Annotated in this window: 10 protein-coding genes; 5 read left to right on the forward strand and 5 right to left on the reverse strand. The window is 64.6% G+C overall.

Annotated features, from left to right (window positions below; translation table 11 throughout):
• The 4 genes from EOA28_RS14700 to EOA28_RS14715 all read right to left on the reverse strand — a co-directional run.
• Nucleotides 1–157 (reverse strand): antibiotic biosynthesis monooxygenase (locus EOA28_RS14700; RefSeq protein WP_148670719.1); only part of this gene is annotated, 157 nt, incomplete at its 3' end.
• A gap of 55 nt (nt 158–212) precedes the next feature.
• Complete coding sequence (locus EOA28_RS14705) at nt 213–1,316, reverse strand: energy transducer TonB (RefSeq protein WP_245463326.1); 1,104 nt, start codon at nt 1,314–1,316, stop codon at nt 213–215.
• A 6-nt stretch (nt 1,317–1,322) separates the two neighbouring features.
• Nucleotides 1,323–1,763, reverse strand: coding sequence for a hypothetical protein (locus EOA28_RS14710; RefSeq protein WP_245463325.1), 441 nt, complete (start codon nt 1,761–1,763; stop codon nt 1,323–1,325).
• A 19-nt stretch (nt 1,764–1,782) separates the two neighbouring features.
• Nucleotides 1,783–3,999: a TonB-dependent hemoglobin/transferrin/lactoferrin family receptor gene (locus EOA28_RS14715; protein ID WP_127251550.1), complete on the reverse strand. Its 2,217-nt coding sequence runs from the start codon at nt 3,997–3,999 to the stop codon at nt 1,783–1,785.
• 201 nt (nt 4,000–4,200) lie between these two features.
• On the opposite strand from EOA28_RS14715, the gene hemP reads away from it, so the two are divergent.
• From hemP to EOA28_RS14740, 5 genes are read left to right on the forward strand one after another with little or no spacing between them, the layout of a single operon-like run.
• Nucleotides 4,201–4,407, forward strand: a complete 207-nt coding sequence (gene hemP / locus EOA28_RS14720; protein WP_042644917.1) for a hemin uptake protein HemP — start codon at nt 4,201–4,203, stop codon at nt 4,405–4,407.
• Nucleotides 4,408–4,456: 49 nt separating this feature from the next.
• Complete coding sequence (locus EOA28_RS14725; RefSeq protein ID WP_127251551.1) at nt 4,457–5,518, forward strand: hemin-degrading factor; 1,062 nt, start codon at nt 4,457–4,459, stop codon at nt 5,516–5,518.
• A gap of 11 nt (nt 5,519–5,529) precedes the next feature.
• Nucleotides 5,530–6,423, forward strand: coding sequence for a hemin ABC transporter substrate-binding protein (locus EOA28_RS14730; protein WP_127251552.1), 894 nt, complete (start codon nt 5,530–5,532; stop codon nt 6,421–6,423).
• A 6-nt stretch (nt 6,424–6,429) separates the two neighbouring features.
• The gene (locus EOA28_RS14735; RefSeq protein WP_127251553.1) at nt 6,430–7,527 is read left to right on the forward strand and encodes an iron ABC transporter permease; all 1,098 of its coding nucleotides are present in this window, start codon (nt 6,430–6,432) and stop codon (nt 7,525–7,527) included.
• Nucleotides 7,528–7,534: 7 nt separating this feature from the next.
• Nucleotides 7,535–8,323, forward strand: coding sequence for a heme ABC transporter ATP-binding protein (locus EOA28_RS14740; protein WP_127251554.1), 789 nt, complete (start codon nt 7,535–7,537; stop codon nt 8,321–8,323).
• Here the strand turns inward: EOA28_RS14740 and rirA are convergent.
• A complete protein-coding gene (gene rirA / locus EOA28_RS14745; RefSeq protein WP_040982432.1) occupies nt 8,320–8,781 on the reverse strand; it encodes an iron-responsive transcriptional regulator RirA in 462 nt (153 codons plus the stop codon). The genes EOA28_RS14740 and rirA overlap by 4 nt on opposite strands.
• Nucleotides 8,782–9,063 lie beyond the last annotated feature (282 nt).

Raw genomic sequence — 9,063 nt, forward strand, 5'->3', positions numbered from 1 at the left:
GCGTGTAGCCTTCGGTCTCGTTGACCGGCCCGCGCAGCAGGTGGAATTCCCTGAAACCCTTCATTTCGGAGAGGCTGGAATCGCGGTTTTTCCAGACGTCCTCGAAGGCTTCCTCAGAGCCGTTCTGGACCTTGAAGCGGTTCATGGCGATGTACATTGGTTTCCTTTCGAATTGCATGAATTGTGGCGTTCAGGATGGCTTCAACCGGGTCTCAAAAGGGACCGATCCGCGCTTTGAACACCCAACTTGATCTTCCCGTCTCGGGTGGAATGGGAGGGAACGGTGCCTGCTTGCGCACCAGAGCCAAAGCGAATTGATCGAGCTCGGCGGAGCCGGAACTTTCGGCGAGCTGCAGGTCGCTTATGCTGCCGTCGGCCGCGACCACGAAAACCACCCTGGCGTTGTTGCGGGCCTTTGCCTGGACCGATTTCGAAACGCGGCGGTTGGCGCGGGCGAGCCTCTTTTGAATTTCGCCGCTGTAGCGGGATTCCAGGGCATTGCCGGCTGCGGCCTTCATCTTACCCTTGCTGGCGATGGTCGGCGCATTGCGTGCGTCGCCATCCGCTGTTTCCGTGCCGCGCGTCTCAACGGGTTGGCCTGATCCTGCCGGTGCGCTCGACGTTGCGGCCGGGGCTGGTGGGTGTTCGGGTTCGGCAGGCGACGCGTCGGCGCTTTGCGGCTCGATCGCAGGCGCCTGTTCGGCGGCCATGGGCACGCTCTGATCGTCTTGGCGCGCTGTGGCGGCCGTCAGGATATCGGGCGTGGAAGCAGGCTCCTGGGCGGCTTCTGCCGGAGGCTGAGGCGTTACAGGTTGGCTGGCCGGTTGCGGCGCTTCAGCCGGCGGAGTGGCCTGGACTGCTTGGCGCTTAACCGGCTGCGGGTCCGCCACCAAGGTTACATCCACCGCGCCGGACATCGCGTCATTGAGGGCGCTGCCCTGGGCGTCGGCGCCTGCCTGGCTGCTGCCCTCGGCCTGGATCGCGTCCAGGGGGTCGAATGTTCCGGCGGGCGCGATGAAAAACGCCGCCGCGGCGGCGACATGGAGCAAGCCGGAGGCGACAATCGCCACCGGCCATTTGCGGTCTTGCGCCGACTGACGTCGCTGCGCGAGCGACTCGGCCGGCGGGATCGCCGGTTCGCTGTCGGCGTCGGGGAGGGGGTCGATGTCCTGCATGGCTCGCGAGGAGACCTGCGGCAAGCGACGCGTCCTTGTCAAATCAAGATCGGTCAAATCAAGATCGGTTACCGCAAGCAGCGCCAGGCCTATGCCGGCCGGCGCTTGTACAAAGGCGTTGCGTGCCGGTTCGAAGCCCACAGCCTGTCAGACCCCGAAAGCGATGGCGGTCCTGGTCGAGGTCTTCAACGCGCGCATGCAGGCCGCGGGGTCGACGCCACTGCCGGCGCATTCGGTCGCGCTGTTGATCAGCACGCGGCTGAGCTTACCGCAGTCGGCGCCGGCAAGGTCGAAGCGGGTGACCTTGGTCTTGCCGGCCGGCAGGTCCTTGAAATCGAGCACGGTGAGGCGGTCGACGACGCCCGCCTCATTGAACAGCGCGATCTCGAAAGCCGCCTTGGACAGGTCGGCGCCGAGCGCGTTGTTGACAACGAAGGTCAGCCGGCAGCCTTTTTCCGAAGGCTGCGCGGCATTGAGCTCGAGGCTGAGAGCCGGAGCTGAGGCAGCGGCCGGCGCGGACTGGGCCCACGCCGGCACCATCGCAAGCGACATCGCGAACGTCGAGGTCAGCAGACGAAAGGATGTCATCAAGCGTTTCATGTCTCGCTCAGCCTCCAAAGCGCATGGTTGCCGCGAGCTTCAGCGTGACGCCGGGTTCGTAAAGGACGGCGGTCGTGCTTCCGTTGAGCGGGTTGGTGTATTTGACGTCGAACAGATTGTCGGCGCGGAAGTCGAGCTTGAGATTGTCCGTCGCCTGGTAGCTGGCGAAGGCATTGACCAGTGTGAAGTCCTTAGCCACCGGATTGCCCTTGGGCTTGCCGTTATACTGCACTTCGCCGCCGACGGTCAGCTTGTCCTCGAGGAAGCGCAAGCCGAGCTGCGCCGTCACCTGCGAGGAGGGGATGGTGGCAAGATCAGCGCGCTCGCCCTCATAGGAGATGGTGTGGCCGTTGATGACCGAGGCCGACAGGCCGGCATAGCCCCAGCCGGCGTCGTAGACGCTTTCCAGCTCGAAGCCGTTGATCTTGGCCTTGGCGAAGTTCTGGTACTGGAAGCAGATCGGAATGCCCGGGCCGAACGGGCAGCCGCTGGTCGGGTCGAAGGGCGAGAGCGTCACGCCGTCGATGTAGTCGTCGACATTGTTGTTGAAATAGGCGGCCTTGAGCCGCAGCGCGTCGCCGCCCTCGATGATGTCGTTCTGCTTGTAGTTGACGCCGAACTCGACGGTCTTGCCGGTCTCGGGCTTCAGGTTCGGGTTGGGCAGGAACGGGAAGCTGACGCCGGCCGGATGGTTGCCGCTGATCAACGTCTCGGTCAGTGAGGGTGAGCGGTAACCTTCCGCATAGGTGCCGTAGAACTGCAGGCCTGCCAGGCCGGCGCTTTCGAAGGGCGAGACGCCGACGGTGATGCGCGGCGAAACCCTGTCGCCGGAGGTCTCGTTCGTATCGTCCTTCAGGCTGTAGTTGTCGTAGCGCAGGCCGCCAGTGACCTCGAGCCATTCCCAGGTCAGCTTGTCCTGGATGTAGGCGCCGGAGACGTTGCGCTTGCCCGACGGTGTATAAAAACTGTCGCCGCCGGCGCTGCCGCCGGTATCGACATCGTCGCCAACCCAGTCGCCGCCATAGGTCAGCTCATGCGCGACGCTCGCCGTCTCGAAGCGCGAGGTGTTCCAGATGTCGATGCCGGTCGTGCCGACATCGAAGGTCGACAGCGAGCCGGGCGGCAGCATCACGGGCAGGCCGGTGGTCGGATCGAAGCGGTTCTGCGCGGTGAGTGTCGTCAGGTCGAGAACTGTCTTGTTGTAGGAAGCGTTGATGTGGAGGTCGAGCCAGCTCTTGGCATCGTCGGTTATGTTGTAGCGGGCGGTAAAGGTGTTCGACTTGAGGTCGACGTCGTTGGCGGGCACGCCGCCGCTGGTCTCGGTCCAGCCATCCTTGGAGCCGACCCAGCCAAGCTTCAATTCGCTGTTTTCGGTCGGGCGTATGGTGGTCTTGAGCAGGCCGCTCAGCACATCGAAACCGGTGCCGGCAACGGTGTCGCCGCCGCCGTTCTTATAGTCGCCATAGTCGCGGTAGACGATGTTGCCGAGAACATCCCAGTTGTCGTTGATCCGGTAGGCGCCGGTGGCGCTGGGGGTCCAGCCCTTGCCGTTGCTCTCGTAGCGTCCGGTCAGCGAGCCGGCCCAGGTCTCTTCCGGCTTGAGGAAATCGGCGGCGTCCTTGGTGTCGAAGAAGACGACGCCGCCGATGGCGCCGGAGCCGTAGGTGTTGGCGACCGGACCGCGGATCACGTCGACCGACTTGATGAGCTCAGGATCGACATAGAAGGTCGACTGCGTGCCGTGGTCCGAGCGCTGGAAATCCTGCCTGGCGCCATCAACGATGACCGCGACGCGGCCGAAATCCTGCAGGCCGCGGATGTTGATGCTGGAAGAGACGCGGCGCGCGTCGGCCTGCACGGCGACGCCGGGCACGCCGAGCAGCATTTCGTTGGGCGTGGTCGCCATGCGGCGGTCGAGCTGCTCCTGGTCGACATGGCTGGCGGAGGCCAGCGACTGGATCGCCGTTTCGCCGGTGCGGCTGATAACGAGGATCTTGTCGAGCAAGGTTCCTTCGGCGGCGGCCTTCTCGTCAGCCTTCTTTTTCTGATCGGCCTGCTGGCTGGTCGCTGGCTGCGTGGCCTGTTGCGCTTTTGCCGCCGATACGCTGAGCGCGATCGCCGCCGCTCCGGCCATTAAGATGGCAATGCCGCTCGCCATCGATCGGAAGCTCGGACCCGCGTTCTCGCCCGCCAGGCCCGTTCGTCCCCAAGTCACCAACCCCATGCCCCAACTCCAGATTTTCAGGCTCGTAGCTGGCTGGCCAATGGCTCGCTCTCATTTTTGATCACGTCCGGCGTCTTAAATGTTGACTCATTTAGTCCGGTAATGCACTGACTAGTAAACATGATTATTCGAGTCAAGAATTGAATCGGCATTTTATGAGGCTGCGGCCACGGTGGCCGTCAGAGGAAAGGGACCGACCCGATGAACACGCACAATCCCAACGATTTCCGCTATCGCGTCCGCCGCCCGGAAGAGACGCAGATGCGTTACGAACGGGTGCCGCTGGCGGTGAGGACGCTCTCCAGCAACACGCTGTTCCAGGGCGAGCATGAGATCGGCATCGAGCATCATGGCGCGCTCTACCGCCTGAAGATCACCCGCCAGGGCAAGCTGATCCTCAACAAGTGACCGCCATCGGCGGGCGATAGACGAACATCAGGCAATACAGGTGGACGACATGGACCAGCGCGTTAAGCCGTCGCCGGAGGAAATCCGGCGGGCGCGAGAAGAAAATCCGAAAATGCGGGAGCGCGATCTCTCGGCGCAATTGGGCATTTCGGAAGCGGAACTGGTCGCGGCGCATTGCGGCATCGGCGCGGTGCGAGTCGAGCCGCGCGTCAACGACCTTCTGACCGGCCTCGAGGCGGTCGGCGAGGTGATGGCGCTGACCCGCAACGAAAGCGCCGTGCACGAGAAGATCGGCGTGTACGACAAGGTCGTGACCGGCAACCACAACGCCATGGTGCTTGGCGAAAACATCGACCTACGCATCTTCCCGAAGGTCTGGGCGCATGGCTTTGCCGTCGAGAAGCGCGAGGGTGACGAAATCCGCCGCAGCCTGCAGTTCTTTGACGCTGCGGGCGAGGCGGTGCACAAGGTGCATCTGAAGCCCGCATCCAGCCTCTATGCCTACCAGAAGCTGGTGGCGAGCCTCGAATCGTCGAACCAGGAGCCGACCGTCGCGATCCTCCCAAGCGCCGCGGAAGGGGAGGGCGAGGCGCAGGGTTCGGTCGCCTCGATCGGCGACCTACGCGACCGCTGGAGCCGGTTGACCGATGTGCATCAGTTCTTCGGCATGCTGAAGACGCTGAAGCTCAGCCGTCGCGAGGCGGTGCGTATGGTGGGGCAGGACTATGCCTGGCTGCTCGACAATGATGCGGTAAGCGCCATGTTCCATCACGCCGCTGCAGGCGGGATGCCGATCATGTGCTTCGTGGGCAACCGCGGCTGCATCCAGATCCATTCCGGCCCGATCAAGTCGGTCAAGCCGATGGGACCATGGATCAATGTGCTCGACGAGACCTTCCATCTGCATCTGAGGACCGACCACATCCACGAAGTCTGGGCGGTGCGCAAGCCGACCAAGGACGGCCATGTCACCTCGCTGGAGGCCTACGATGCCAATGGCAGCATGATCATCCAGTTCTTCGGCAAGCGCCATGAAGGCGAAGGCGAGCGGGAAGACTGGCGTTTCCTGGCCGAGAACCTACCGCGCATTCCCAGCCCCACCGCTGCATAAGGTAGGACCCAATGCGCTTTGTTCTCAGTTTCCGCGCGGCGCTTACGCCGATGCTCGGTGTCCTGCTTGCCCTCGCTATGCAGCCTGCCAAGGCGGAAGAAGGCACGACCGTCTTTTCGGACGCCTCGCGGATCGCCTCCATAGGCGGCTCGATCACCGAGATCCTCTACGCGCTCGGCGAGGAGGGCCGTCTCGTGGCCCGCGATTCGACCAGCACCTATCCCGAGGCGGCGGCGACGCTGCCGGATGTCGGTTACATGCGCGCGCTGTCGCCCGAGGGTGTCCTGTCGGTCAATCCGACCGGAATCCTGGCGCTGCAGGGCAGCGGCCCGAAAGAAGCGGTCGACGTGCTGAAGAAATCGAGCGTGCCTTTCATCGAGGTGCCGGATCACTTCAACCATGAGGGCATCCTCGAAAAGATCCGCATCGTCGGCAAGGCGCTGGGGGTTGAGGCCATGGCCGAGAAGCTCGCCGCTGAGACGGACGCGAAGCTGACGGCCGCCGAAAGGCAGACGGCCTCGATCAAGGACCGCAAGCGCGTGCTGTTCGTGCTGTCGACCCAAGGCGGCAAGATCCTTGCCGCCGGCAGCGACACCGCGGCCGACGGCATCATCAAGCTTGCCGGTGCGGTCAACGCGGTCGAGGGCTTTTCCGGCTACAAGGGGATGACGGACGAGGCGATCGTCAGCGCCAAGCCGGATGTCATCCTGACGATGAAAGGCGGCGGGCCGCCGATCTCGGAAGACGAGCTGTTCGCCAATCCTGCTGTCGCATCGACCCCGGCAGGCACGAACCGCAAGATGATCAGCATGTGGGGCGGCTATTTGCTCGGCTTCGGCCCGCGGACAGCGGAAGCGATCCACGATCTTGCTGTGGCGCTTTATGGCAACCAGGTCACGGACTGAGCGGCGATGGCCGAACAGTCCATAGCAGCTGTGGGCAGGGTGATGGCGGCCGAGGGCGATCGCTCGGCGCGGGCAAGGGTCGCCATCGCGCTCCTGTGCCTGGCGCTGACCCTTTCGGTGTTCCTGTCACTGACGTCGGGCGCTTCGGATGCGTCCGCCGTTCGCGTCATTCGCGACTGGTTCACCGGGGCCGCGCCGGCGGATGCGGCGCTTGCCGCGCGCGACCAGCTGATCGTCTATGACATCCGCATGCCGCGCGTGCTGCTCGGCGTGCTGATCGGCGCCGCGCTCGCCGTCTGCGGCGCGGTGATGCAGGGCCTGTTCCGCAATCCGCTTGCCGATCCCGGTTTGATCGGCGTTTCCGCCGGCTCCAGCCTCGGCGCTGTGGCGATCATCGTGCTCGGCACCACATGGCTTGCGCCCTTCACGCTCGCATTCGGCACGCTTGCGCTGCCGCTCGCGGCGTTCTTCGGCGGGCTCGCGGTGACGTTGCTGCTTTATGCCATCGCCACGCGCCGGGGACGGACCTCGGTCGCCACGATGCTGCTTGCCGGCATCGCCATCAGCGCCCTTGCCATGGCGCTGACAGGCGTCCTCATCTTCATGGCCGACGACCGGCAGCTGCGCGACCTGACCTTCTGGCAGCTCGGCTCGCTGGCCGGCGCGACTTGGCCGAAGATCGGCACCGTCGGGCCGGTGATCATCCTGGCGCTGGCCGCAATGCCATTCCTGTCGCGCGGCCTCAACGCGCTGGCGTTGGGCGAGGCGACCGCAGGCCATCTCGGCATCCCGGTGCAGCGGTTGAAATACATCGCGATAGTCGGGGTGTCGGCGGCGGTCGGCGCTTCGGTCGCGGTCAGCGGCGGCATCGGGTTCATCGGCATCGTCGTGCCGCATGTCCTGCGGTTGGCGATCGGACCGGACAACCGCTATTTGCTGCCGGCCTCGGCGCTGCTCGGCGCATCGCTGCTGCTTATTGCCGACGCGGTCGCCCGCACCATCGTCGCGCCGGCCGAGCTGCCGATCGGGATCGTCACCGCAGTGGCCGGCGCGCCGTTCTTCCTGTGGATCCTGCTGCGCAAGCGCGGCGTCATTGATCTGTGAGCTTGCCATGATCGAAGCGCGCGACATTTCGGTGACGATCGGCGGCAAGCGCATCGTCTCGCATGTCGATTTCGTGGCGCGGCCCGGAGAGGTCTCGGCGATCGTGGGGCCGAACGGGTCCGGCAAGACGACCTTGCTCAAGGCGCTGACCGGCGAGCTCGCCTATACCGGCACCGTCACCCTCAACGGCCGCGATCTGTCGGCCATGAAGCCGGTCGAGGCCGCCACGCTGCGCGCCGTGCTGCCGCAGGCCACGGCGCTGTCCTTCCCGTTCACCGTGCGCGAGATCGTGCGTCTCGGCTTGATCGGCGGACGCTCCGGCGTGCTGCCTGGCGAGGATGCGCGTTTGCCCGAGCGGGCGCTGGCGCGGGTCGATCTCGACGGCTTTGCCGGCCGCTTCTACCAGGAGCTTTCCGGCGGCGAGCAGCAGCGCGTGCAGCTTGCCCGCGTGCTCTGCCAGGTCTGGGCGCCGGTGCTGGAAGGGCGGCCGCGCTATCTCTTCCTCGACGAGCCTGTCTCCAGCCTCGACGTCAAGCACCAGCTCATCATCATGAACATCGCGCGCGATTTCGCCCGGCGCGGCGGCGGCGTGGTGGCGATCCTGCACGACCTCAATCTGACGGCGATGTATGCCGACCGGATTTTCGTGCTCTCTCGTGGCCAGCTGGCGGCAGCCGGTGCACCGGTGGATGTGCTGAACGATGAACTGATCGAACAGGTGTTCGACTGCAGGCTGCAGGTCGGCGCGCTGCCCGAAGGAAGCGTGCCGTTCGTGTTGCCGCAGTCCGCCGCCTAGGCTGCAGGCGCGCGCTGCTCCAGCAGGTCGATGCCCAGCAGGTGGCGCACATTCGGGCGCGCGGCGATCAGGTCGGCGATCGTGTAGCGGGAAAGCACGGCGAAGAAGGCGTTGAGCGCCTCGCGCAGCGCCGAATTCAGGGCGCAGCTGTCGACCAGCGGGCATTCGGCGGCGTCGTTCTCGAAGCACTCGGCCATGGCGAAGCTCTCTTCGGTTACGCGCACGACATCGAACAGGCTGATCTGCTCGGCCGGGCGGCCGAGCCTGACACCGCCATTCCTGCCGCGCACGGTTTCGACGAGGCCGGCCTCGACCAGCGGCTGCAGGATCTTGAACAGGAAGAGTTCCGACACCGAATAGGCGGCGGCGATCTCGGGGATGCGGCTCAGCCTGTCGGTATTTGCGGCGCAATACATCAGGATGCGCATCGCATAATTGGTCTGGCGCGTGAGCCGCATGGTATCCTCGCGAAAATATTAGCTTAAGGCCGAATATGGCCCATAGTTTGGAACAATTCCAGACTGGACTGGCACATAGCTGAATAATCGTGTCAACTTTTTGTGCGGGCCGGGCGGATGGCGGCCCGATTTGCCCTCCTGTGCTTCGGGCGAGCGTTTCGCGGGCGCAGGCATAAAGCGCGTCGCGCTGAAGCGGATTCAGGCGACGCGCTTTAAGTCTTTGTTTTTATGCATGTCGTTTTCCCAAAACCGCTGCGCACTTTTGGGCGACATGCACTAGAT

Source organism: Mesorhizobium sp. M2A.F.Ca.ET.067.02.1.1, assembly GCF_004023285.1.
Lineage (GTDB): Bacteria > Pseudomonadota > Alphaproteobacteria > Rhizobiales > Rhizobiaceae > Mesorhizobium.

Bases quoted from the DNA above. Each gene is read 5' to 3' on its own strand.
- EOA28_RS14710 (WP_245463325.1), bottom strand. From the start codon at position 1,763: ATGACATCCTTTCGTCTGCTGACCTCGACGTTCGCGATGTCGCTTGCG.
- EOA28_RS14715 (WP_127251550.1), bottom strand. From the start codon at position 3,999: ATGGGGTTGGTGACTTGGGGACGAACGGGCCTGGCGGGCGAGAACGCG.
- hemP (WP_042644917.1), top strand. From the start codon at position 4,201: ATGAACACGCACAATCCCAACGATTTCCGCTATCGCGTCCGCCGCCCG.
- EOA28_RS14725 (WP_127251551.1), top strand. From the start codon at position 4,457: ATGGACCAGCGCGTTAAGCCGTCGCCGGAGGAAATCCGGCGGGCGCGA.
- EOA28_RS14730 (WP_127251552.1), top strand. From the start codon at position 5,530: ATGCGCTTTGTTCTCAGTTTCCGCGCGGCGCTTACGCCGATGCTCGGT.
- EOA28_RS14735 (WP_127251553.1), top strand. From the start codon at position 6,430: ATGGCCGAACAGTCCATAGCAGCTGTGGGCAGGGTGATGGCGGCCGAG.
- EOA28_RS14740 (WP_127251554.1), top strand. From the start codon at position 7,535: ATGATCGAAGCGCGCGACATTTCGGTGACGATCGGCGGCAAGCGCATC.
- rirA (WP_040982432.1), bottom strand. From the start codon at position 8,781: ATGCGGCTCACGCGCCAGACCAATTATGCGATGCGCATCCTGATGTAT.